Source organism: Marinomonas sp. THO17 (assembly GCF_040436405.1).
GTDB lineage: Bacteria > Pseudomonadota > Gammaproteobacteria > Pseudomonadales > Marinomonadaceae > Marinomonas.
On sequence record NZ_AP031575.1, the window covers coordinates 3,471,126 to 3,493,871 of the forward strand.

Consider the following 22,746-nt stretch of genomic DNA (forward strand, 5'->3'; position numbering starts at 1 on the left):
TTATTCCGTTGCTTGCGAAAAGCGGTCAATTTTTTCTTTTAATAGATTACAAATAGTGTCCATACGCTGTGGGTTGCTGATTAGCTCACCTTGGTCGTCTGTGATGTAAAAGGTGTCTTCCACACGTTCGCCTAAGGTGGCAATTTTGGCTTTGTGCAACATGATATTGTTGTGCATAAAAAACTGGCCAATTAACGCGAGCAATCCTGGGCGATCTGGTGCTGTAACTTCCAAAGTGGACCAGACTTCCTCTGCTTGGCTAACAAAATGTGCCGTCGCTGGTGAATTGAATATCTTCAAAATGCGTGGTGTATGTCTTTGTACTAAGCCCACATAAGAAGAGGGATTCTCCAACTGCTCCATCAAGGTACTTTTAATCAATTCAATACGTTGTTTGTCTAGAAACAGGTTCGTATCATTATCATTACTGTCCATCACCACAAAAGTATCTAAAGAATAGTTATCAGTAGTATGACTGATTTTAGCATCCAAAATGGTTAAACCAAGTTGTTCAAAGGTGGCGGCTGTGGCAGCGAACAAGTGGTCGCTGATAGGGGTGTAAATAAAGATTTTGCTGGCGCCGGAGAAGTTGCGGCCACCTAATGGGGTAATGGCAATAAGGGGTTTATCACTCGGTCTGTGGTGAATTATGGACTCTGTATTCCAAGCAATTTCGTCACCGTTAGAGCGAATGAAGTATTCTTCTTCAATGGTATCCCAAATAGCTTCGGCTTCTGCTATGTCCACATTACGCTCAATAATGAATTCTAGGGCTCGTTGTTTATGCTCATCACTGATGGTTTCTGCGTCGATAGGTGAATCAAGGCCTCTGCGTAAGGCGCGTTTGGTTTCTAAGTAAAGTTGACGCATTAACGAAGCGCGCCAGCTGTTCCACATAGTTGGGTTGGTGGCATTAATGTCAGCTACGGTCAGTATAAAGAGGTAATCCAAATGCTCTTGGTCTTTTACATAGCTGGCGAATTCCCAGATGACCTCAGGGTCCGAAATGTCTTTGCGTTGTGCGGTGACCGACATGAATAAGTGATTACGCACTAACCAAACCACTAGTTCTGTATCACGCTTTGAAAGACCATGACGTTCGCAGAAGTCTTGCGCATCCACACAACCTAACTCCGAATGATCTCCACCACGACCTTTAGCTATGTCGTGATATAGCCCTGCGATGTAGAGTAATTCGACTTTTGGTACATGACGGATTGCTTGCGCAGAAATGGGGAATTTTTGTTTGAATTCAGACAGCCATAGGCGACGCATATTTTCAATTAGCTGAAGGGTATGGGCATCAACCGTATAGATGTGAAATAAATCATGTTGCATCTGACCTATGATGGCGCCGAATTCTGGTAAATATCGCCCGAGCAGCCCTAGGTGTTTCATAGATCTTAATATGCTGGTAAGGCGATAGCGACTGGCAATGATGTCTAAAAATAAGTCTGTGTTAACCTTGTTGTTGCGAAAATCATCGTCAATCAGATCTAAGCTGTCACGAAGTTGGCGCATGGTGTTGGCGCGAATGCCTCTAATGCTCTCATGAGTACCGTAGAGTACATAAAGTTCTAGCATGCAGGAGGGGTTGTCCTGGAATAAACGATTAGAACGAGCTTCTAGCTGACCATTGGCAACTTGAAAGTGCTCATTTAAGACTTCAATATTGTTTTGTTCATCACCACTTAAGAAGGATTCTTCAAAGTGTTGTAATAACAAGTCGTTTAGTTGCTGTATGGCGGCCACACTTTGGTAATAGCCCTGCATAAAGCGTTCAACATTGCGTTTCAGATCGTCATCGTCAAAGCCAAAGAGTTTCGCTAAGGTACGTTGGTGATCAAACAGTAAACGGTCTTCTTTTCGCCCTGCGATCATGTGCAATGCCCAGCGGATGCGCCATAAGTGACTGACCGCGCCTTTGATTTGAATGTATTCATCTTCAGACAAAAACTGTTTATCAATCAAGGCACTTAAGCGATGAGTGTGCAAGTGGCGTTTGGCTACCCAGTCGATAACTTGCATGTCTCGTAAACCACCAGGGCACTCTTTTAGATTGGGTTCAAGATTGTATGCAGTATTTTGGTATTTGGCGTGACGCTGCTTTTGCTCTTCTGTCTTGGCTTTGTAAAACGAGCGGCCATCCCACATCTTATCAGTATCGATATTGACTTGCAGTTTAGTGAGCAGGCTGTCTGGGCCAATTAAGGTTCGTGACTCAATGAGATTGGTGATAATAGTGATGTCTTGTTTGGCAATTTCTATGCAGTCGTCAATGCTGCGCACACTGTGGCCAATGTCTAAATTAATGTCCCACAAAAAAGTAATGAAAGACTCTAGTTTGTCTTTTGGCGCAGAGGTTTCGTTGTCAACTAAAATCAGTAAATCAATATCAGATTTAGGATGCAGTTCGCTACGTCCATAGCCTCCGACAGCAACCAAGCTGACATGCTTTTCACTATCTAGTTTTTTGGCGATCCAGGCGGCTTGTAGCACCTCATCAAAAAACGCAGATAAACCTTTTACCAGTTTTTCGATAGGGTAAAGAGAGTGAAACAAGTCATTGTAAGCGTTAGTTTTTTCTTCAATAACAGCCTTATAGCGAGAAATTGAGCAGTCGGTTTGGCTAAGCTCAATTTTTTCTTCCTCAGAAAGCAATGGCGGAGCGTCTGGAAAAGCAGGGAAGTCCATACAAAAGCCTCAATCAATGACAAGATAACCTAATAGTTTGATGAAATGAGAGATGCACTTCTATGCGAAGCGCGTTTCTTCTGGGCGGCGGGTTAGGACTTCTACGCCGTCCGCAGTGACCAAAAGTGTGTGCTCATATTGAGCAGACAAACGACCATCTTTGGTTTTTGCTATCCAATTATCTGGGCCTGAATGTTTCAGTTGCTTCTTACCTGCATTAATCATAGGTTCAATGGTTAATGTCATGCCTTCCTCTAAGGTATATCCAGTGCCCGGTTTACCATAGTGAGCTACCTGAGGCTCACCGTGGAAGGTGGTGCCAACACCATGACCACAATAGTCTTCTACCACGGAATAATGGTTTTTGTGGGCGTGTGCTGCAATAGCGGCACCAATATCACCAAGTTGTATACCAGGTTTTACCATGTCGATGGCCAGGTATAAACATTCCTGAGTGACTTTAGCAAGTCGCTCAGCATGAGCGGCAACTGGGCCAACAAAAAACATTTTACTGGTATCGCCATAATAACCGTTTTTGATGACAGTGATATCTATGTTAACCACATCGCCTTTTTTCAGGGGTTTGTCGTTCGGGATGCCGTGACAAACAACATCATTAACAGAGGTGCAGCAAGATTTTGGGAAGCCATGATAATTAAGCGGAGCAGGAATTGCGCCCTGTTGTTCAATCATGTAATTATGAGCAATGATGTCAAGCTGTTCTGTGCTCACACCTGGCACAACAAATTCTTCCAGCATAACCAGTACTTCCGCGGCAAGGCGGCCTGCGGTTCGCATGCCTTCTAAGTCGTTAATGTCGGTGAAGCGAGTGGCTGCCGGAAGTTTAACGCCAGCAGGTACCTCTACACGGCCATTTTGAGTGAGTTGTTCAACTTTTTGTAGGATTTCGTTGCTCATAGTGTCTTTATCTTAAAAAAGGTTTTAATAATTTGTCGCTTATTCTACATGAGTTAAGTGTTAGAATCCCCATGCAATAGAGAAAAAGTATTCTATTAATTTGATAGTAAAAAGCCATATAAAGTCTTTTGAAATGTGTCATTTTATGGTATAAAACGCCCGCTCGACAGACTTAGGTCTTAGTGTTGGGCAATTAACTTAAACTAACGATCTTGCCGCATGAATTAAAAGTGTCTGGGGTGTCATGGGTTGCTTTAAACCCGGTTTGACTGATGCTTTTAGCTGGTAAGCTTAATGTAACCCGAATAAAGGATAGTAAAATGCCTACAGTTTCTATGCGCGACCTTCTGCAGGTCGGTTCACACTTTGGTCACCAAACTCGTTACTGGAACCCAAAAATGAAACCATTCATTTTTGGTGCTCGTAACAAAATTCATATCATCAACCTTGAGCACACTGTTCCTGCTATTAACGAAGCGCTTGAGCTTGTTAAGAAAATGGCTGAGAACAAAAACAAGGTGTTGTTTGTTGGTACTAAACGTGCTGCATCTAAAACCATCAAAGAGCAAGCTGCTCGTGCTAGCATGCCATACGTTAACCATCGCTGGTTAGGTGGTATGTTGACGAACTACAAAACCATTCGTGCTTCTATCAAGCGTCTACGTGATCTAGAAACACAAATGACTGATGGTACGTTCGATAAATTGACTAAAAAAGAAGCTTTGATGCGTACTCGTGAGCTTGAAAAACTTGAGCTTTCTATGGGTGGTATCAAGGATATGGGTGGTCTTCCAGACGTATTGTTTGTTATCGACGTTGATCACGAGCGTATTGCAATCAAAGAAGCCAACAAGCTAGGTATCCCTGTTATCGGTATCGTTGATACCAACAGTGATCCAGATGGCGTTGACTACATCATTCCAGCTAACGATGATGCGATTCGTGCGGTTCAGCTTTATGTTACAGCTTTCGCTGACGCGGTTCTTGAAGGCCGTTCTGCAACCGCTGGTAGCGCTGACGAATTCGTTGAAGTAAACGAAGCTGCTGAAGCGTAAGCAAACTTTCGAGTTTGTTCTGGTTTCTAAAGGGAGGTTGAGAGTCTCACCTCCTTTTTTAAATTTGAATTGGTATAAGAGGATTTAACATGGCCGCAGTATCTGCAGCATTGGTAAAAGAGCTACGTGAACGTACTGGTCTTGGCATGATGGAGTGTAAAAAAGCACTTGTCGCTGCCAATGGTGATATCGAAGTAGCGATCGAAGAGCTTCGTAAATCTAGTGGTATGAAGGCCGCTAAAAAAGCAGGTCGTACTGCAGCGGAAGGAACCATCGTGATGCGTGTAGCAGACGATGCTTCTTACGGTGTGTTGGTTGAGGTAAACTCTGAGACTGACTTTGCTTCTCGTGACGAAGGTTTTGTTGCCTTTGCAAATAAAGTTGCTGATGTTGTATTCACCACCAAAGAGACCAACATGGAAACCTTGTTGGCTGGTGAGATCGGCGAAGCTCGTGAAGCTTTGGTTCAAAAGATCGGTGAAAATATTACGCCTCGTCGTGCGGTTGTCGTTGAAGGTGGTTTAATCGGTGGTTATCTACATGGTAACGGTCAAATCGCTGTATTGACTCAGCTAGAAAACGGCTCTAACGAATTGGCGAAAGACGTTTCTATGCATGTTGCAGCAGTTGCCCCTCGCGTTGTTAAAGGCGAAGACATGCCTGCTGACATTCTTGCAAAAGAAGAAGAAATCATCCGTGCACAGCCAGACATGGCTGGCAAGCCAGCAGAAATCGTTGATAAAATGATTGTTGGTCGTATGAAAAAGTTCTTGGCTGAGAACAGTCTTGTAGAGCAGCCTTTCGTTAAGAACCCAGAAATTAAAGTGGGTCAATTAGTGAAAGATGCCGGCGCTACTGTCACTTCTTTTGTTCGCCTTGAAGTGGGTGAAGGTATTGAAGTGGAAGAAGTAGACTTTGCAGCAGAGGTTGCAGCACAACTTAAGGGTTAATTCTTAATTGTGTGAATGTTTAAAAAAGGGGCAGCTTGACTGCCCCTTTTTATGAAAGTTGGATGCAAAAGAGTCATTTGCAGGTGATCTCAATGCTCTATTGAATAAACTAGTCCAGGCCGGAGGTGGGTATGCCAAAAGAAAAGAATCCAAATTACAAACGTATTTTGCTTAAGCTGAGTGGCGAAGCCTTGATGGGTGATGAGTCTTTCGGTATAGACCCTAAAGTATTGAATCGTATCGCATTGGAAATTGGCCAGTTACGCGGTATTGGAGTGGAAGTTGGTATTGTCATTGGTGGCGGTAACTTGTTTCGTGGCCAAGCTTTGAGCCAAGCAGGTATGGATCGTGTGACGGGTGATCACATGGGTATGTTGGCAACAGTAATGAATGCGCTGGCAATGCGTGACGCTTTGGAACGCGCTAATATCGCTACCCGTGTTATGTCGGCCATTACCATGACGGGTATTGTTGAGCCTTACGATCGTCGTCGCGCTATGCGTCAAATGAAAGAAGGTGATGTGTTGATTTTTTCTGCTGGTACCGGCAACCCGTTTTTTACCACTGACTCTGCTGCTTGTTTGCGCGGTATTGAGATTGATGCGGACGTGGTATTAAAAGCGACGAAAGTGGATGGCGTTTATTCGGCGGATCCTATGAAAGACCCTGATGCCGTCAAATATGATAAGTTAGGTTACGATGAAGTGCTTGATAAGCAATTAGGGGTGATGGATTTGACCGCTATTTGTTTGACCCGTGACCACAGTATGCCAGTGCGAGTCTTTAATATGAACAAGCCAGGAGCCTTGGTAAATATCATGGTTGGTGGCAATGAAGGTACAGTGATTGAGTGAGGAAGTTATGATTAACGAAATTTTGAAAGACGCAGAAGAGCGCATGTCAAAAGCCGTGTCTTCAGTTGAGTCGGCATTTAAAAAAATCCGTACAGGTCGTGCACACCCAAGCCTATTAGATCCAATTAAAGTGAACTACTACGGTGCTGATACACCGCTTAGCCAAGTGGCTAATATCACGGTGGAGGATGCTCGTACTTTGGGGATTTCTCCTTGGGAAGGAAATTTAGTACCTGAGATTGAAAAAGCCATCTTGAAGTCGGATTTGGGTTTGAACCCTTCTACCACGGGTAATCTTATTCGAATTCCTATGCCGGCATTGACGGAAGAGACTCGCCGTAACTATTTTAAGCAAGCAAAATCGGAAGCGGAAAATGGTCGTATTGCAATCCGTAATATACGTCGTGATGCGAATACTAGCCTAAAAGATTTGGTAAAAGAGAAAGAAATCTCTGAAGACGAAGAACGTCGTGGCCAAGATCAAGTACAGAAAGTCACTGACAAGTTTGTTGCGCAAGTGGAAGAGCGTCTTGCGGCAAAAGAAAAAGACTTGATGGAAATTTAATGAGAAGGGCGAGCTTGTCTCGCTTTTTTTATTGGCTAGGAATGATATATGTCTGAATCGGTTGACGGCAGTGCAGTCACTGTAGTCGGCCCTGCGCATATTGCCATTATTATGGATGGTAATAATCGTTGGGCGAAAAAGAAACTTTTACCAAGTATTGCGGGCCATACCGCTGGCGCCGCTGCGGTGCGGCGTACCGTCGAGGCAGCGGCGCGTTCTGGTGTAAAAGTACTAACTTTATTTGCGTTTTCCAGTGAAAATTGGAAGCGTCCACAGACGGAAGTGGACGGTTTAATGGGATTGTTTATGCGCTCTTTGAAAAAAGAGTTGAAACGCCTTAATACCCATAAAATTAAGTTGCGAGTCATGGGAGATGTTTCAGGCTTCAGTAAGGGACTGCAAGAACAGATTCGTGCAACGGAAGAGGCGACCCAGGATAATGATCATATGACCCTGGTGATCGCAGCTAATTATGGCGGTCGTTGGGATATAGCTCAAGCTGCTAAAGCGTTAGCAGTGGATGTGGCAGCAGGTCGATTGGATGCTAAAGACATTTCCGAAGAAACACTGGCTCAGCATATTCAACTGGCAGACCTTCCAGAACCGGATCTGTTGATTCGTACGTCAGGAGAAGAGCGTATCAGCAATTTCATGTTGTGGCAGTCAGCCTATACGGAATTTGTATTCTTGCCGGTATTGTGGCCGGACTTTGAGCAACAAGATTTTGATGAAGCCATTCGAATTTATCAAAATCGTCAGCGTCGCTATGGTGGACGATAATCATGTTACTTCCTCGTATTTTCAGTGCCGTAGTGATGGCGTTTCTATTCCTTTTCGCCGTTTTTTTTCTTGGCGCGCAAGCTTTCTCTTTATCTATGGCCGCTGTTGTGGTGTTGGCAGCTTGGGAATGGGCAAGTTTGTCTGGGGTTAAAAACCAATCCTTGCGAGTTTTGTTTGCGCTCTTAGTGGCCGCTTTTTGTTATATGACAGCTCGAGCCGACTGGTTGACTATGAGTGTAATGTTGAGTCCCTTGCTGTGGTGTTTGGCTTTATATTGGGTCATTCGTTATCCAACGCCTTTGTTATGGCAGCAAACGCCAGTAAGGCTGTTGTTTGGTGCTTTGGTGATGGTGTCGACTTGGGCTGCTTTAGTGGTGTTGAAGCAATCCGCTGATTTTGTGACTTGGGTATTATTGTTAATGGGTCTGATTTGGGGTGCAGATTCAGGCGCCTATTTTGCGGGTCGTCGCTTTGGCAAGCGCAAGTTGGCTCAATATGTTAGCCCGGGGAAATCATGGGAAGGGGTTTTTGGCGGGATAGTGTTAACGCAAATTGGCGTGGCTGTTTTCAGTTTCTGGCAGCTTTATACAACTCAGGATTGGTTGTTGTTAGCTTTGGTCGCCTTGGTCACTACCGCCGTATCTGTGTTGGGTGATTTAACCGAAAGTTTGTTTAAGCGCTATGAAGGGATGAAAGACTCTAGCCACTTAATTCCTGGTCATGGTGGTGTGATGGATCGAGTGGATAGTTTGGTAGCAGCGGCGCCTATTTTTGTTGTCTTCTTAATGTTGACTGGTTGGTTGTAAATGCAGGGTATTTGTTTATTAGGTGCGACTGGTTCTATTGGTCAAAGTACGTTAGATATCATTGCGCAGCATCCTGATAAGTTTCGCTTGGTCAGTGCGTCGGCAAATGTCAGTGTCGATAAAATGGCACAGATTTGTCGTCGTTTTAAACCTCAAAGAATTGTGATGGGGTCACAACAAGCCCGCGATGAATTAGCGACTCTATGCGCAGAGTCATCCACTTCGTTCGAATGGGGTGATGAAGCTTTGCAGAGCATTGTTGCGGATGCACAAGTTGACCAAGTCATGGCAGCTATTATGGGGTTTGCCGGTTTAAAACCAACCCTTGCTGGTATTCGTGCAGGTAAGCGTATTTTATTGGCCAATAAAGAATCCTTGGTGACCGCTGGTAAGCTGTTTATGGATGAAGTGGCGCAAAGTCAGGTTATGCTGTTACCGATTGACAGCGAGCACAATGCCATTTATCAAAGTTTACCTCAGCATAAGGCGGGGGCTCATAAACAGGATGTGGATAAAATTATTTTGACCGCATCTGGTGGTCCATTTCGTACTTGGTCATTAGATGAGATGGCTAATGTCACTCCAGCTCAAGCCTGTAAGCATCCTAATTGGTCGATGGGGCAGAAAATTTCCATTGATTCGGCTTCTCTGATGAATAAGGGGTTGGAGTTAATTGAGGCTTGCTGGTTGTTTGATGTGACTCCTGATGATGTCGAAGTAGTGATTCATCCTGAAAGTATCATTCATTCTATGGTGTCTTATCGGGATGGTTCTGTGATTTCGCAAATGGGCAATCCGGATATGAAGATTCCCATCGCCTATGGTATGACTTGGCCAAATCGCGTTGAAACTAATGTGCCTTCTTTGAATCTAACGCAAGTGGCTAAATTGCATTTTGAAGCGCCTGATTTACAGCGTTTTCCTAATTTGCAATTGGCTGCTGATGCTTGGTTTATGGGGGGGACAGCAATGGCAATATTAAATGCAGCGAACGAAGTGGCGGTGGCGGCTTTTCTTCAGCACCGAATTGGTTTTTTGCAAATAGCAGAAGTAAACCGAACTGTGTTGGAGCAAGCAGATATTCGATCTGTGAATCAGCTTGACGATGTTTTTGAAGCGGATGCGGCTGCGCGATTGTTGGCTGAACAATGTATTTCATGTGGTGAAAAATAATGCTGCAAAATATTCTTTCGATTGTGATTGCGTTGGGTGTACTGATTACCTTTCATGAATTTGGTCACTATTACATAGCGCGACGTTGTGGTGTCAAAGTGCTGCGTTTTTCTGTGGGCTTCGGTAAGCCGATTTATCGTTATGTAAGTAAGAAAACGGGTACTGAATTCACCTTAGCCATGATTCCGTTAGGTGGTTATGTGCGCATGTTGGATGAGCGAGAAGGGAATGTCCCTGATGCTCTGAAGCATCAAGCTTTTACGCAAAAGAATGTTTGGCAGCGTATTGCGATTGTTGCCGCTGGGCCTTTGGCGAATTTTATTCTTGCAGTAGCGATTTATGCCTTGGTAGCCCTATTAGGAATTCAAAGCTTAGCACCGAAAGTAGGCCATATCATAGACAATTCCCTAGCTGCGCAAACTCAATTACAAGAAGGTGATGAGTTAGTAGAAATCGCTGGTGAGGCAGTTTCTTCTTGGGAAGAGGTGAATTTAGCGCTGGCGGGCTTGATTGGTCAAACAAGAACTATTATCGTTCGCTATCGCGCAGAAGGTCTGTCTAGCATTCAGCAAGACCAGGTGGTGTTGAATCGCTGGTTGGTGGGTGAAGAGCCCAGTAACTTAATTCAATCCTTTGGCCTCTTACCTTGGCAACCAAAAGTGAAGCCGGTGATTGCGCAAGTGGTGGATTCAGGAGCGGCCCAAGCGGCAGGCTTTATGGTTGGAGATGTGATTACTACCATCAACGATGAAGCGATGGACAGCTGGCAGCAGGTTGTAAAGAAAGTGCAAACCAGCCCAAGTGATGAGCTGACAGTAGTAGTATTAAGGCAAGGACAAAGTAAAACGTTATTTTTACAACCTGATGCGACGGAGCGTGATGGTAAATTGGTCGGTTATGCGGGTTTGGCTGTTGTACCGCCTAAATGGGACGAAAGCTTAATTCGTGAGCGTCATTACGGTGTGTTTGCAGCCATGGTTTATGGCGTTGAACAAACCGCAAAAATGATCTCTTTGACCATAGGGTCGATTGGTAAGATGCTGCAAGGGTTAATTTCTCTGGATAACTTATCCGGTCCTATTACCATTGCAAAGGTGGCAAGTGCTTCTGCGGATTCTGGTCTGCAATCGTTTTTAAAGTTTATGGCTTACCTAAGTGTGAGTTTAGGTGTGTTAAATTTGCTGCCTATTCCTATGTTGGATGGTGGGCATTTGTTGTTTTTTGGAATAGAAGCAATTCGTCGTAAGCCAGTGTCAGAAAAGATACAGGGCATGGCTTATCGAGTTGGCGCTTCGTTATTATTTGCCTTAATGGCCGTTGCCATTTTTAATGATATTGCCCGCTTGTAGAGAGGTATATGTGAGAGTCGTTTTAGCTGTATTGTTGGCTTTTTTCAGTGTGTATAGTGTTGCCAAAGCGGTTGAGGACGTTCGAATAGATGGTTTAGTACAAATGCCATCGTCTCGGGCTTTTGATTTGATCGGTTTTAATGAAGATCAGTCATACGACTCAAATAAGGTATATGAAGCCATTAGTGCTTTGTTTGATACAGGTTTTTTCAGCGACATTGATGTGCTGGAAGAGAATGGTGTGTTGGTATTTAAGGTGGTAGAACGCCCATCTATAGGTAACTTGACCATCGAAGGCAATGAATTGGTGAAAACCGAAGATTTAGAGCGTGGCTTACAGTTGTCAGGATTGGAAATAGGTGAAATTTACAAACCTGAGACCTTGAACCAGATTACTCAAGAGCTTCAGCGTCAATATTATGCGTTAGGTCGTTACAGTGCCAAAGTAGATATTGATGTGGAAGACATGCCACGTAATCGTATCGCCATTAAAATTAATATCGACGAAGGTGATACGGCTAAAATCGTTCACATTAATATTGTGGGTAACAAGGCTTTTGATGAAGAGACCTTAACCAAAGATTTTGAATCCCGTGAAACGGGTTATTGGAACCCTTTCAGCTCTGCAGATGAATACGCTAAGGCAAAAATTCAGGGCGACATTAATACTCTAAAGAGCTTTTATCTGGACAATGGTTACCTAGATTTTCAAGTGGTTTCCAGTCAGGTCAGTTTGTCTGCGGATAAACGTGATGTCTATATCGTCATTAATGTGAATGAAGGCCTACCTTATTATCTAAATAACGTCACTCTGAGTGGTAGCTTACCGATTTCGGAAGACAGGGTATGGAAGCGAATCTCGCAGAAAAAAGGTGATCTCTTTTCGCGTAGTCAAGTGACAAAAATCATCGAAGGTATCTCAACTGAGCTTGGTGACGATGGTTATTTATTTACCAATGTCAATGTGATTCCTGAGAAGTTGGATGATCATACAGTAAATTTGAGTTACCAAATTACCCCTGGACCTCAAGTTTATGTGCGCCGCATAACTTTTAGTGGTAACAGTGAAACTCAAGACGAAGTATTGCGTCGTGAAATGACACAATTTGAAGGTGCATTAGCCACGCATTCGAAGATTCAATCTTCTAAGCGTCGTATTGAGCGTCTTGGTTTCTTCGGTAATGTGGACTTACGTACGCGGCCTGTGACTGGCACCACGGATCAGGTTGATATCGATGTTGTGGTAGAAGAGCAAGCGTCTGGAAGTATTCAAGCCAGTATTGGTTACTCTCAGGAAGACGGTACCGTGTTGGGTTTTGGTATCTCCAAACGCAACTTCTTAGGTACAGGCAATAAGCTTTCTTTTAAAGCGTCAAGAACCGATCAGACGGATAACTATTCTATTAGTTATGATAATCCCTATTTTACTGTTGACGGCGTGAGTCGAGGCTTTCAGATTTTTTATCAAGCCAGTGATCATGCAGATGATGATGTTGAAGATTACGATCTCGATGAAATTGGAGCTGGTGTGACTTATGGTTATCCGATTTCTGATACCCAACGTCTAACCTTTGGTATGACGATAAAAGAAAGTACCGTTCAGCTGGGTAGCGAGCCGTCTAATGAGACCGAAAATTATATTGATAAATATGGTGATAATTACGATGACCTGATTGCTAGTTTGACCTGGTCCGATAATGACTTGGTTGGTGGTGTTTTGCCAACGGACGGATACTCGACTAAAGCTTCAATGGAAGTGTCGCTACCAGCGGGTGATCAGGAATACTACAAACTGGGCTTAACCTCTCAGCGATACTGGAGTTTTACAGAGTCCAACCTTTGGTTGTTCCGTTTAAAAGGACGCTTAGGATATGGTTCTGGTTACGGTGATAGTGAGGAATTACCCTTCTTTGAAAACTATTATGCTGGTGGTGCTTATTCGGTACGTGGTTTTGGTGCCTCTTCTCTTGGTCCTCAAAACTCATATGATGATTCCAGCACTAGCACATCTGCTTTGGGCGGTAACATCTTGATTACTGGTACGGCCGAGTTCATTTTCCCATTACCTATGGTCGAAGATCATAAATCAGTTCGTACTTCTTTCTTCATGGACGCAGGTAACGTGTTTACAGATAATTGTTTAGCGGCCAATACTCAGTGTAACGAAGGTGTCGACTTGTCTGAGATTCGTTATAGTGTGGGCTTGAGTTGGACCTGGATTACGCCGATTGCCCCCTTGTCCTTTAACTTTGCACGACCACTTAATGCTCAAGATGGCGACAGTACTGACTCTTTCCAGTTCCAGTTAGGTACCACATTCTGATTCCGTTTACGGTAGCAAGAATAATGTAAATGTTTAAAGAGGATTTGTGATGAAAAGAATGATAATGGCTCTGTGTTCGCTATTGATTACGGTAAACGTGCAGGCGACGGAAGTTGCGGTGGTGGATTTTAGGGCGGCACTTTTACAAAGCAATATTGGTCAAGAAGCAGCCAAAGAGCCGCAACAAAAAATTCAAGCAATGGATGCCAGATTGCAAAAAGCACAAGACGATTTAAAAGCAGCAGATGAAGCATTAAAGCGAGAAGAGTTAACTTTAGCGCCAGAAGAGTTTAATAAGCGTCGTAGAGAATTGGTACAACGTCAAAATGGCATTCGAAAAATGGCTGCCCAAATGCAACAGCAAGCCAAAATATTGGAGAAAAATCTAATAGACAGTCTAACGCCAAAAGGTGAGGCGGCATTAAAATCTATTATTGAAGAACGTAAACTAGACTTAGTCCTCAATAGGCAGCTAAGCTTGTATGCAAATAGTGAATCTGATATCACCAGTGAATTGGTGGAACGCATTAATAAGGATAATTAATATATGAGTTACTCGCTAGGGCAATTGGCTGAGAAAGTTGGTGGTTTGGTAAAAGGTGACAAGCAGCTTGTCATTGAAAAATTAGGAACCCTTGCAAAGGGGACGAAAAACGAATTGAGCTTTTTGGCCAATCCTAAATACCAAAGTCAGCTTGCCAATACTCAAGCGGGTGCTGTTCTTGTTAAAACTGAGGAACTTGCAGCCACCTTAGACAACGCCATTATAGTTGCCAATCCTTATCTTGCCTTTGCTCAGCTTACCCATCTCTTTGTTCCACAAACAGAATCTTGGCAAGGGGTTCATCCTTCTGCAGTGATTGCCGACAATGTAACCTTGGGCAGTAATGTGGTAATTGGCCCCAATGCCGTCATAGATGCAGGCGTGATTATAGGTGACGATTGTGTCATCGGAGCCAATAGTGTGGTCAGTTGTGGCTGTACTTTGGGGCAAGGAACGCGTTTATACCCCAATGTAACCTTTTACCATGATGTGCATGTGGGGGCAGAGTGTATATTCCACAGTGGCTGTATTGTTGGGTCTGATGGTTTTGGTTTTGCGCCCAATAACGGTGAATGGGAAAAAATTGATCAATTGGGTGGGGTTGTTATTGGCGATCGTGTTGAAATCGGCTCAAATACAAGCATTGACCGAGGTGCCATTGAAAATACCCAAATTGGCAGTGGTGTTAAGATAGATAATCAAGTTCAAATTGCTCATAACGTAGTAATTGGTGATAATACTGCAATAGCTGCGAATGCAGCGATTGCAGGAAGTGCAAAGATAGGTGCTTTTTGTACAATTTCTGGTTGCGTAGGGATTGTAGGTCATATCACGATTACAGATCATGTTCATATCACAGCGATGAGTATGGTAAGTAAATCGATTCCAGAAGCGGGCTCATATTCCTCTGGCATGGGGATGGAACCAACGTCCAGGTGGCGTCGTTCGGTGGCTCGCTTTAGACGAATCGATAGTATGGCGAAGCAAATTACAACACTGGAAAAGAAAATTAATAAGCTTTCAGAAAAGGTTGATGTTTAAATGATGGACGTAAATGAAATTCGTCAGTATTTACCTCATAGGTACCCATTTTTATTAGTTGATCGTGTTGTTGAGTTAAATCTGAACGATTCCATCGTGGCATATAAAAACGTGACTGTAAACGAACCATTTTTCAATGGTCATTTTCCTGATCATCCCGTTATGCCGGGTGTGCTGATTATTGAAGCCATGGCACAAGCCGCAGGCGTACTTGGTTTTAAAACCATGGACAAAACGCCAGAAGATGGTTCTATTTATTACTTTGTTGGTTCAGATAAAGCACGTTTCAAGCGTCCTGTTGTGCCAGGTGACCGTTTGCAATTAGAGGCCAAGATTCTGACTGAGAAACGTGGTATATGGAAATTTGAGTGTCAAGCAACCGTAGATGGCGAGTTAGCATGTTCTGCAACCATAATGTGTGCTGATAGGAAGTTATAGTGGCGATACATCCAACGGCTTTAGTTGACCCTAATGCGGATCTTGATCCAAGTGTTGAGATTGGTCCCTTTAGCGTTATTGGAGCGAATGTCAAAATTGGGGCTGGTAGTATTATTAAATCTCATGTTGTGATTAATGGTCACACAGAGATAGGTGAAAATAATGAAATTTACCAGTTTGCTTCAGTTGGAGAAGCGAACCAAGACAAAAAGTATAAGGGTGAACCAACGCGTTTGCTGATTGGTGATAATAACGTTATTCGTGAAAATGCCACCATTCACCGTGGCACCATACAAGATCAAGGCATTACGGTTATAGGCAGTGGTAACTTGTTTATGGCCAGTACCCATGTTGGTCACGATTGTGTTGTTGGTGACAACAATATAATGGCCAATTACGCCGCATTAGCAGGCCATGTCAAAGTGGGTGATAATGTTATTTTGGCTGGCTATACCGGAATTCATCAATTTTGTCAGGTGAACTCCTTTAGCATGTGTGGCATGGGCTCTATGGTGACGAAAGATGTACCCAGATACGTAATGGTGTCTGGTAATCCAGCTAAAGCTCATGGTATGAACTTTGAAGGTATGCGTCGTCGTGGCACACCGAAAGAAGTGATTAGAGCGCTACGTAACGCTTATAAAAGTGTTTACCTGAAAGGGCAGACTCTTGAAGCCGTTCTGAACGAACTAGAACAAAGCGCAGATTTTGCGATTTCTGAAGTGGCTGAATTTGTCGCTTCTATTCGCAAATCTGAGCGTGGGATTGTGCGATAGTTTCCCCGTAAAAAGAAAACCCCGGAAGTATTCGGGGTTTTTTTGTTATTAGAGGTTGTATTAATGAAAGTGGCGTCAACAGTACGTTACGTATTGGTTGCAGGTGAAGCGTCTGGGGACATTCTTGGCGCGAATTTGATTAAGCATCTAAAAAACCTGCAACCGGAAGCAATATTCGAAGGCATTGGCGGGCCCTTGATGGAAGCCGAAGGTCTGACTAGCATGGTTCCTATGGATCGTTTGTCCGTTATGGGGCTAGTAGAAGTGTTAGGTCGTCTCAGAGAATTGTTGGGAATTCGCAAACGACTTTATCAAACTTGCGTTGACAATCCGCCTACTGCATTCATTGGTATTGATTCCCCTGACTTTAACTTACCTTTAGCAAGAAAGTTGAAACTAGCTGGGATTCCAACCGTGCATTATGTTAGTCCATCCGTTTGGGCTTGGCGTCAAAAACGTATTTATAAAATTAAGCAATCGGTTGATCTAATGTTGGCATTGTTTCCATTTGAAATGCCCATTTATCATCAACATCAGATTCCAGTAACCTGTGTTGGTCACACTTTGGCTGATGACATTCCATTACAAAGTGATGCAACAGAAGCGCGTCAAAAACTAGGCTTGGAAAAGGTGGATGGGCCTATATTTGCGATTTTGCCTGGTTCGCGAGAAGGAGAAGTGTCTCGCCTTGCGCCCTTATTTGCTGAGACGATTAAGTTGATTAAGCAAAGGCAGCAGGATGCTACCTTCATTATACCAGCGGCCAATTCAGCGCGGCGAGAACAAATTGAAAAAATTTTGGCTGAGACGCAAGCTGACGCTGTGATTATTGATGGGCAATCCCGAACCGTCATGGCAGCGGCGGATGCCATTTTACTGGCGTCCGGAACGGCTGCTTTGGAAGCCATGTTGGTTAAACGTCCTATGGTAGTTGCTTATAAAGTGAATCGTTTAACCTATGAGATTATGAAACGTATGGTCAAGGTGCCTTATGTGTCCTTGCCAAATTTATTAGCGAATGAAACCTTGGTGCCAGAGTTATTACAAGATGAAGCGCAGCCAGAAAGTTTGGCGACGCGATTATTGCAAACATGGCAGTCCTTCCAGCAGGATAAACAGATCCAACAAAAGTACGTGGATTTGCACAACATGTTGCGTAAAAATGCAGGTGAGCAAGGGGCTCAGGCTATTGTGACTATGTTGGCGGAGAAACAAGCAATGCAGGTGGAGAAACAAGCTTGATGGAAGCCTTTGTTAGTCAGGTTTACTTTGGTGATTTGCTCGCAGGCGTTGACGAAGCAGGACGAGGTCCGCTTGCTGGTGAGGTTGTCGCCGCCGCCGTGATTCTGGATCCGCAACAACCCATTGCGGGATTAGCGGATTCTAAAAAACTGTCAGAAAAGAAACGTGAGGCTTTGTATTTAGAGATTAAAGAAAAAGCCTTGAGTTATGCTATTGCCAGTGCTTCTGTGGCAGAAATTGATCAGTTGAATATTTTGCACGCCAGTATGCTGGCTATGTCTCGAGCGGTTGAGCAATTATCTATCAAAGCTGAGCATGCGTTAATTGATGGCAATCGCGTGCCAGCCAATCTGAGTTGTTCTGCAGAAGCTGTGGTAAAAGGAGATGCTCGTCATGCAGCTATTTCGGCAGCCTCTATATTGGCAAAAGTGACCCGTGATAGAGACATAGTGAAAGCGGCAGAAACTTATCCAGGGTATGGCTTTGATAAGCATAAAGGTTACCCTACAGCTGTGCATTTGCAGGCGATTCGTGAGTTGGGAATCACGCCTTTACACAGGCGCACCTTTGGCCCAGTTAAAAAGATCATTGAGGGATAAATTTTGTCCACGTCATTCATACACCTAAAAGTACATACAGAGTTTTCTTTGGTCGACGGTTTGGTCAAGGTGAAAGGCTTGTTGGGCACTACTGAATTGATGTCCATGCCTGCGGTAGCGATCACAGATGAGAATAACTTATGCGGTTTTGTGCGTTTTTACAAAGGGGCGATGGACAAAGGTATCAAACCCATTTGTGGTACAGACATAGTGATTGAAGACGATACCGGAGAAGTCGAATCCCGCTATCGTATGACCTTGTTGGCCATGTCCAACAAAGGATATAAAAACATCATAGAAATCATTTCTAAAGGCTACCAATTAGGACAAGTGGAAGGCCGTCCTATTATTCAGCGTGAATGGATTGAAGCGGCCAGTGACGATGTTATCGCCTTATCTGGCGCAGGCTATGGTGATCTTGGTATCTTGTTACAAAAAGGTCGAATGGAATTGGCCAAGCAGCATATGTCTTATTGGATGTCAGTCTTTCCTGACCGTTTTTATGTAGAGTTGCAGCGTACCAGCCGAGCTGGTGAAGAAGCCTATATTCATAGTGTGGTGCCTTTGGCGGCTGAACTGGGCTGTCCTGTGGTGGCAACCAATGATGTGCGTTTTTTGAAGCGTGAAAACTTTGAAGCCCATGAAGCTCGTGTTTGTATTCATGATGGTGTAACCCTTGATGATCCTCGTCGTGTGCGTCGTTACTCTGAAGAGCAATACTTTAAGTCATCAGAAGAGATGGCAGAGCTGTTTCAAGATATTCCAGAAGCCTTAGAAAATACCGTTGAGATTGCCAAACGTTGTAATGTGGATGTGTTACTTGGCAAATACTTTTTGCCTGACTATCCGGTGCCAGAAGGCATGACCATGGAGGCGTTTTTCAACAAGATTTCTTTTGATGGCCTGCAAGAACGCTTTGATGTATTGAGCTTAAAATATGGTGAACGTATAGAAAAACGCCGCCAAGAATACTGGGATCGTTTGCAATTTGAGTTAGATATTATCAACCAAATGGGATTCCCTGGTTACTTTCTTATTGTAATGGACTTCATTCAATGGGCCAAAGATAACGATATCCCGGTGGGGCCTGGGCGTGGCTCTGGCGCGGGTTCCTTGGTGGCTTATGCGCTAAAAATTACCGATCTTGATCCGTTGGAATATGACCTTCTTTTCGAACGCTTCTTGAACCCTGAACGGGTTTCCATGCCTGATTTTGATATCGACTTTTGTATGGATAATCGTGACAAGGTGATTGATTATGTATCGCGTACTTATGGCCGTGATGCGGTGTCACAGATTATTACTTTTGGTGCCATGGCCGCCAAAGCCGTGGTACGTGATGTGGCTCGTGTACAAGGTAAGCCATACAGTTTAGGGGATAAGTTGTCCAAACTGATTCCATTTGAAATCGGCATGACGTTAGCCAAGGCGTTGGAAGAAGAGCCTGCATTACCTGAGTTTCTGTCGGCGGATGAAGAAGCCGCGGAAGTGATGGAAATGGCCATGTCACTAGAAGGCGTAGTTCGTAACTTTGGTAAGCATGCGGGTGGGGTGGTTATTGCTCCAACTAAGCTTGTTGATTTTGCGCCTCTGTACTGTGAAGAAGACGGTTCAGGCTTGGTGACTCAATATGACAAGAATGATGTGGAAGAAGCTGGCCTAGTAAAGTTTGACTTTCTGGGTTTGAAAACCCTAACAGTGGTCGATTGGGCGGTTAAAAATATCAATGATATTAATGCTTTAGAAGGTAAACCACCTTTGGATATTGCACTCATCGATTTGGAGGATAAGTCTACTTACGATCTGCTGCAAAGAGCCGAAACCACAGCGGTATTTCAGTTGGAATCCCGTGGTATGAAAGAGCTGATCAAGAAACTGCTACCATCGCGTTTCGAAGATATTATCGCCTTGGTGGCCTTGTATCGCCCAGGGCCATTAGGGTCGGGCATGGTAGATGACTTTATTAACCGTAAGCACGGTCGTGCTGAGTTAGCTTTCCCGCATCCAGATTACCAACATGAAGACTTGATTCCTGTATTGGAGCCTACTTACGGCATCATCCTATATCAAGAGCAGGTGATGCAAATTGCTCAGGTATTGGCGAAATTCACTTTAGGTGGTGCCGACTTGTTGCGTCGAGCTATGGGTAAGAAAAAGCCTGAGGTAATGGCTGAACAGCGTTTAATCTTTATGGAAGGGGCGCTGAAAAATAATATAGATAAAGACTTGTCAGGTAACATTTTCGATTTGATGGAAAAGTTTGCTGGCTATGGTTTCAACAAATCTCATTCAGCAGCGTACGCTTTAGTTTCTTATCAAACGGCATGGTTGAAAAATCACTACCCTGCGCCTTTTATGGCGGCGGTATTGTCTGCCGATATGCAAAATACCGACAAGATAGTAATTTTCATTGAAGAATGTCGATCGATGAATTTAGCCTTGGAGCTGCCGAATGTTAATGAGTCGATATACAAGTTTACGGTCAACCCGAAAGGTGCCATTGTGTATGGTCTAGGCGCCATTAAAGGAGTGGGCGAAGGACCGATTGAAGCCATTGTCGAAGCCCGTAAAGATGGCCCATTCAAACACATATTTGATTTCTGTCAGCGGGTGGGCAAGAAGGTTAACAAGCGCGTTATGGAAGCCTTGGTTCGCTCCGGTGCGTTTGACACCATAGGACCCAATCGTGCAACCTTGTATGCCTGTATTGATGAAGCCTTGAAACGCGCTGATCAAGACGCTAAAAATCAAGATGCGGGCATGATGGACTTGTTCGGTGTGGCCGTTGAAGAAAGCACTGAGGATGCCTATAAGGAAATAGGTATTCAACATGAATGGCCTGGACGACAACGTTTAGATGGTGAGAAAGACACCCTAGGCTTGTATGTAACAGGTCACCCAATAGATGAGTATGAAAAGGAGGTCAGACGCTTTGCACGTGCAAAAATTGTTGATTTGCAACCCAAGCGTGGCGATACCCAAGTTATGGCAGGGTTGATTGTTGATTTGCGTGTAACAAAAAGTAAAAAAGGTGGTAATATTGCATTCGTCACATTGGATGATCGTTCGGCTCGTATTGAGGTGACGGTCTTTCCGGATAACTATGACAGCTTCAAAGACGTGATCGTCAAAGATGAAGTGGTGGTAGTAGAAGGAGAAATTTCAGTGGATGAATTTCGCGGTGGCCAGAAGGTCATTGCGCGAAATGTACTTGATATTGCTCAAGCTCGTATTCGCTATGTTGAAGCATTGCGAATCACATGGAGTTCGGAAACGGTAACACCATCTGAAATACAGCTATTGGCTGATCATATGTCAGAATTCCGCGGGGATGGATGTGATGTGGTCATTGGGTTTGACACCCCTGAAGCCTTTGGCGATATCCGTTTAGGTTCGAGTTGGCGAGTTCGTCCTGATGACGAATTAATTCACCAGCTACAGAAACAATACGGTAAACAAAATGTTCAGTTAGTGTATACTTAGGCTCATTTTGAAATGAGTGCAAAGGAGTGCAGCGTAGCGATACGTTAAAAAGCTTTAGAGCAATCGGCATGATGCCTTTTGCCTTATATTAAATGGCAACCAGACAGTAGTGTAGTTAACGATGAATTTAAATTATTTACCTTTCGAGCAGCCGATCGCTGAGCTCGAACAGAAAATTGAAGAATTACGTCTAGTGGGAAATGATAATGAACTGAATATCAGTGATGAAATCAGCCGACTAGAAGACAAAAAAGTAGCATTAACAAAAAACTTATTTAGTAATCTAGGTGCCTGGGAAGTGTCTCAACTTTCTCGTCACCCTAAGCGTCCTTACACACTGGATTACATTGAACACGCCTTCACTGATTTTGAAGAAATGCACGGAGATCGTCATTACGCTGATGACCGTGCCATTGTTGGTGGAGTTGCTCGTATAGACGGCCGTTCTGTGATGGTTATTGGTCATCAAAAAGGTCGCGAAGTGAAAGAAAAGGTATTACGTAACTTTGGTATGCCTCGTCCTGAAGGCTACCGTAAAGCCTTGCGACTTATGGAAACCGCTGAGCGCTTCAAGCTGCCCATCGTTACTCTTATTGACACACCCGGGGCCTACCCAGGTATCGGTGCAGAAGAGCGTGGTCAGAGTGAAGCTATTGCGTACAACCTTGCGGTGATGTCTCGTTTGAAAACCCCCATCATCTCGACGGTGATCGGTGAAGGTGGTTCTGGCGGTGCCTTGGCCATTGGTGTTTGTGATGAACTGATGATGTTGCAATACGGTACTTACTCGGTAATCTCGCCAGAAGGTTGTGCTTCTATCCTTTGGAAGAGCGCTGAGCGCGCCTCTGATGCGGCAAAGGCCATGGGCATCACAGCACCACGTCTAAAAGAGCTTGGTTTGGTGGATACCATTATCCAAGAGCCTATGGGTGGTGCGCACAATGCACATGAGCAAATGGCTCACAGCTTGAAAGAGAATGTCCTAGCGGCTCTTGATCGTATGGAAGCTCTGACCACAGAAGAATTGCTGGCGCGTCGTTATAATCGTCTGATGTCATACGGTTTGTAATCGATTGCGAAGCTTAAGAGCCTCCTTTAAAGGGGGCTTTTTTATTTGTAGAAGCGCATATTGTGGATAACGCTTGTGTATAAAATG

19 protein-coding genes are annotated in these 22,746 nt (G+C 44.0%); 17 read left to right on the plus strand and 2 right to left on the minus strand.

The annotated features are described in order from the left end of the window. Complete coding sequence (gene glnD, locus ABXS85_RS16375) at positions 1-2,694, minus strand: [protein-PII] uridylyltransferase (RefSeq protein WP_353667599.1); 2,694 nt, start codon at positions 2,692-2,694, stop codon at positions 1-3. A gap of 60 nt (positions 2,695-2,754) precedes the next feature. Next, on the minus strand, positions 2,755-3,612 hold the full coding sequence (gene map / locus ABXS85_RS16380) for a type I methionyl aminopeptidase (protein ID WP_353667600.1): 858 nt from the start codon (positions 3,610-3,612) through the stop codon (positions 2,755-2,757). A gap of 320 nt (positions 3,613-3,932) precedes the next feature. Here map and rpsB point away from each other — a divergent pair, with 320 nt between their 5' ends. The 17 genes from rpsB (at position 3,933) to accA (ending at position 22,659) form a co-directional block, all read left to right on the plus strand. Next, positions 3,933-4,667: a 30S ribosomal protein S2 gene (rpsB, locus tag ABXS85_RS16385; protein ID WP_353667601.1), complete on the plus strand. Its 735-nt coding sequence runs from the start codon at positions 3,933-3,935 to the stop codon at positions 4,665-4,667. 89 nt (positions 4,668-4,756) lie between these two features. After that, positions 4,757-5,617 carry a translation elongation factor Ts gene (gene tsf / locus ABXS85_RS16390; RefSeq protein ID WP_353667602.1) on the plus strand — a complete coding sequence of 287 codons (861 nt, stop codon included), beginning with the start codon at positions 4,757-4,759 and terminating at the stop codon, positions 5,615-5,617. A 131-nt stretch (positions 5,618-5,748) separates the two neighbouring features. Beyond that, entirely contained in the window at positions 5,749-6,471 is a 723-nt protein-coding gene (gene pyrH, locus ABXS85_RS16395; RefSeq protein WP_353667603.1) for a UMP kinase, read from the plus strand. A 7-nt stretch (positions 6,472-6,478) separates the two neighbouring features. Continuing rightward, positions 6,479-7,036: a ribosome recycling factor gene (gene frr, locus ABXS85_RS16400; RefSeq protein WP_353667604.1), complete on the plus strand. Its 558-nt coding sequence runs from the start codon at positions 6,479-6,481 to the stop codon at positions 7,034-7,036. A 48-nt stretch (positions 7,037-7,084) separates the two neighbouring features. Continuing rightward, positions 7,085-7,816: a polyprenyl diphosphate synthase gene (gene uppS / locus ABXS85_RS16405; RefSeq protein ID WP_353667605.1), complete on the plus strand. Its 732-nt coding sequence runs from the start codon at positions 7,085-7,087 to the stop codon at positions 7,814-7,816. 2 nt (positions 7,817-7,818) lie between these two features. Beyond that, on the plus strand, positions 7,819-8,622 hold the full coding sequence (locus ABXS85_RS16410; RefSeq protein WP_353667606.1) for a phosphatidate cytidylyltransferase: 804 nt from the start codon (positions 7,819-7,821) through the stop codon (positions 8,620-8,622). After that, positions 8,623-9,795, plus strand: a complete 1,173-nt coding sequence (ispC, locus tag ABXS85_RS16415) for a 1-deoxy-D-xylulose-5-phosphate reductoisomerase (RefSeq protein ID WP_353667607.1) — start codon at positions 8,623-8,625, stop codon at positions 9,793-9,795. It abuts the gene before it with no gap. Next, positions 9,795-11,144, plus strand: coding sequence for an RIP metalloprotease RseP (gene rseP / locus ABXS85_RS16420; protein ID WP_353667608.1), 1,350 nt, complete (start codon positions 9,795-9,797; stop codon positions 11,142-11,144). Before ispC ends, rseP begins: the two co-directional genes overlap by 1 nt. A gap of 10 nt (positions 11,145-11,154) precedes the next feature. Next, positions 11,155-13,467, plus strand: a complete 2,313-nt coding sequence (gene bamA / locus ABXS85_RS16425; RefSeq protein ID WP_353667609.1) for an outer membrane protein assembly factor BamA — start codon at positions 11,155-11,157, stop codon at positions 13,465-13,467. Between the two features lie 49 nt (positions 13,468-13,516). Next, positions 13,517-14,011, plus strand: coding sequence for an OmpH family outer membrane protein (locus tag ABXS85_RS16430; RefSeq protein WP_353667610.1), 495 nt, complete (start codon positions 13,517-13,519; stop codon positions 14,009-14,011). Between the two features lie 3 nt (positions 14,012-14,014). Further along, positions 14,015-15,052 carry a UDP-3-O-(3-hydroxymyristoyl)glucosamine N-acyltransferase gene (gene lpxD, locus ABXS85_RS16435; protein ID WP_353667611.1) on the plus strand — a complete coding sequence of 346 codons (1,038 nt, stop codon included), beginning with the start codon at positions 14,015-14,017 and terminating at the stop codon, positions 15,050-15,052. Further along, positions 15,053-15,490, plus strand: a complete 438-nt coding sequence (fabZ, locus tag ABXS85_RS16440) for a 3-hydroxyacyl-ACP dehydratase FabZ (RefSeq protein ID WP_353667612.1) — start codon at positions 15,053-15,055, stop codon at positions 15,488-15,490. It begins immediately after the preceding gene. Then, complete coding sequence (gene lpxA / locus ABXS85_RS16445; protein WP_353667613.1) at positions 15,490-16,266, plus strand: acyl-ACP--UDP-N-acetylglucosamine O-acyltransferase; 777 nt, start codon at positions 15,490-15,492, stop codon at positions 16,264-16,266. The genes fabZ and lpxA overlap by 1 nt, the downstream gene beginning before the upstream one ends. 63 nt (positions 16,267-16,329) lie before the next feature. Then, positions 16,330-17,508: a lipid-A-disaccharide synthase gene (lpxB, locus tag ABXS85_RS16450; RefSeq protein WP_353667614.1), complete on the plus strand. Its 1,179-nt coding sequence runs from the start codon at positions 16,330-16,332 to the stop codon at positions 17,506-17,508. After that, positions 17,508-18,107 (plus strand): ribonuclease HII, encoded by a 600-nt coding sequence (gene rnhB, locus ABXS85_RS16455; protein WP_353667615.1) that lies wholly within the window; start codon positions 17,508-17,510, stop codon positions 18,105-18,107. The genes lpxB and rnhB overlap by 1 nt, the downstream gene beginning before the upstream one ends. 3 nt (positions 18,108-18,110) lie before the next feature. Beyond that, positions 18,111-21,590, plus strand: coding sequence for a DNA polymerase III subunit alpha (gene dnaE, locus ABXS85_RS16460; RefSeq protein WP_353667616.1), 3,480 nt, complete (start codon positions 18,111-18,113; stop codon positions 21,588-21,590). 121 nt (positions 21,591-21,711) lie between these two features. Next, on the plus strand, positions 21,712-22,659 hold the full coding sequence (gene accA / locus ABXS85_RS16465) for an acetyl-CoA carboxylase carboxyl transferase subunit alpha (RefSeq protein ID WP_353667617.1): 948 nt from the start codon (positions 21,712-21,714) through the stop codon (positions 22,657-22,659). Positions 22,660-22,746: the final 87 nt, after the last annotated feature.

Coding starts and splice junctions, on each gene's coding strand:
- uppS (WP_353667605.1), top strand. CDS start 7,085: ATGTCTGAATCGGTTGACGGCAGTGCAGTCACTGTAGTCGGCCCTGCG.
- fabZ (WP_353667612.1), top strand. CDS start 15,053: ATGATGGACGTAAATGAAATTCGTCAGTATTTACCTCATAGGTACCCA.
- lpxD (WP_353667611.1), top strand. CDS start 14,015: ATGAGTTACTCGCTAGGGCAATTGGCTGAGAAAGTTGGTGGTTTGGTA.
- rseP (WP_353667608.1), top strand. CDS start 9,795: ATGCTGCAAAATATTCTTTCGATTGTGATTGCGTTGGGTGTACTGATT.
- lpxB (WP_353667614.1), top strand. CDS start 16,330: ATGAAAGTGGCGTCAACAGTACGTTACGTATTGGTTGCAGGTGAAGCG.
- map (WP_353667600.1), bottom strand. CDS start 3,612: ATGAGCAACGAAATCCTACAAAAAGTTGAACAACTCACTCAAAATGGC.
- ABXS85_RS16430 (WP_353667610.1), top strand. CDS start 13,517: ATGAAAAGAATGATAATGGCTCTGTGTTCGCTATTGATTACGGTAAAC.
- ispC (WP_353667607.1), top strand. CDS start 8,623: ATGCAGGGTATTTGTTTATTAGGTGCGACTGGTTCTATTGGTCAAAGT.
- accA (WP_353667617.1), top strand. CDS start 21,712: ATGAATTTAAATTATTTACCTTTCGAGCAGCCGATCGCTGAGCTCGAA.
- tsf (WP_353667602.1), top strand. CDS start 4,757: ATGGCCGCAGTATCTGCAGCATTGGTAAAAGAGCTACGTGAACGTACT.
- frr (WP_353667604.1), top strand. CDS start 6,479: ATGATTAACGAAATTTTGAAAGACGCAGAAGAGCGCATGTCAAAAGCC.
- pyrH (WP_353667603.1), top strand. CDS start 5,749: ATGCCAAAAGAAAAGAATCCAAATTACAAACGTATTTTGCTTAAGCTG.
- rnhB (WP_353667615.1), top strand. CDS start 17,508: ATGGAAGCCTTTGTTAGTCAGGTTTACTTTGGTGATTTGCTCGCAGGC.
- glnD (WP_353667599.1), bottom strand. CDS start 2,694: ATGGACTTCCCTGCTTTTCCAGACGCTCCGCCATTGCTTTCTGAGGAA.
- rpsB (WP_353667601.1), top strand. CDS start 3,933: ATGCCTACAGTTTCTATGCGCGACCTTCTGCAGGTCGGTTCACACTTT.
- ABXS85_RS16410 (WP_353667606.1), top strand. CDS start 7,819: ATGTTACTTCCTCGTATTTTCAGTGCCGTAGTGATGGCGTTTCTATTC.